The following is a 561-nucleotide window of genomic DNA, read 5'->3' on the forward strand; positions in this document are numbered from 1 at the left end:
TTCCTGCCGTCGGCAAGAACGATGGTTTGAGTATCTTTGACCAAGGAGATTTCACGCCCTTCGACAAGGAGTTTGTCAGGATGGGCAAAGTCGGGCATAGGCTCGGCAATAAACGGACGTGCCTTAGGATCGGCAGCTTCGTCGGCGGCAATTTTCAGCGAATCCAAGATTTTGGTATGCGTTTCAGACGGCACGGAGCTATTTTGTTTGCCTGCGAATACGCCGAATACGCTTTTGTCGTTGCTGATAAACCGTCCGGCAAGCTCTTCTCCGTTATCGCCGAAAAAACCGCCCTCAAGCCGCTGATCGGCATCGGCATGGAAAAACAAATGCTCCTTACCGGCATGTTTTTCCGCTAAATCAGGATTGACCTTGGCACTGCCGATAAAGCGGTTGCCGTCCAATTTTGCAGTAATGTTGTAAATGATCAGCGGCTTTTTAGGTTCATCTGGATTATTCTTATTTTGTACATACTGATTTTTAATCAACTTACCTTCCAGGTTTTTTTTGTCGAAATTAACCGTATATTCGGCAGGATGTTTTTCCCTGTCGTCGGCATCC

Annotated in this window: 1 protein-coding gene; it reads right to left on the bottom strand. The window is 47.1% G+C overall.

Annotation, left to right across the window (positions count from 1 at the left end):
* The coding region (locus ACTHUR_RS16895) for a transferrin-binding protein-like solute binding protein (protein WP_440399844.1) at positions 1–561 on the bottom strand (561 nt) is incomplete at both ends.

The organism is Neisseria sp. P0021.S007 (assembly GCF_051956855.1).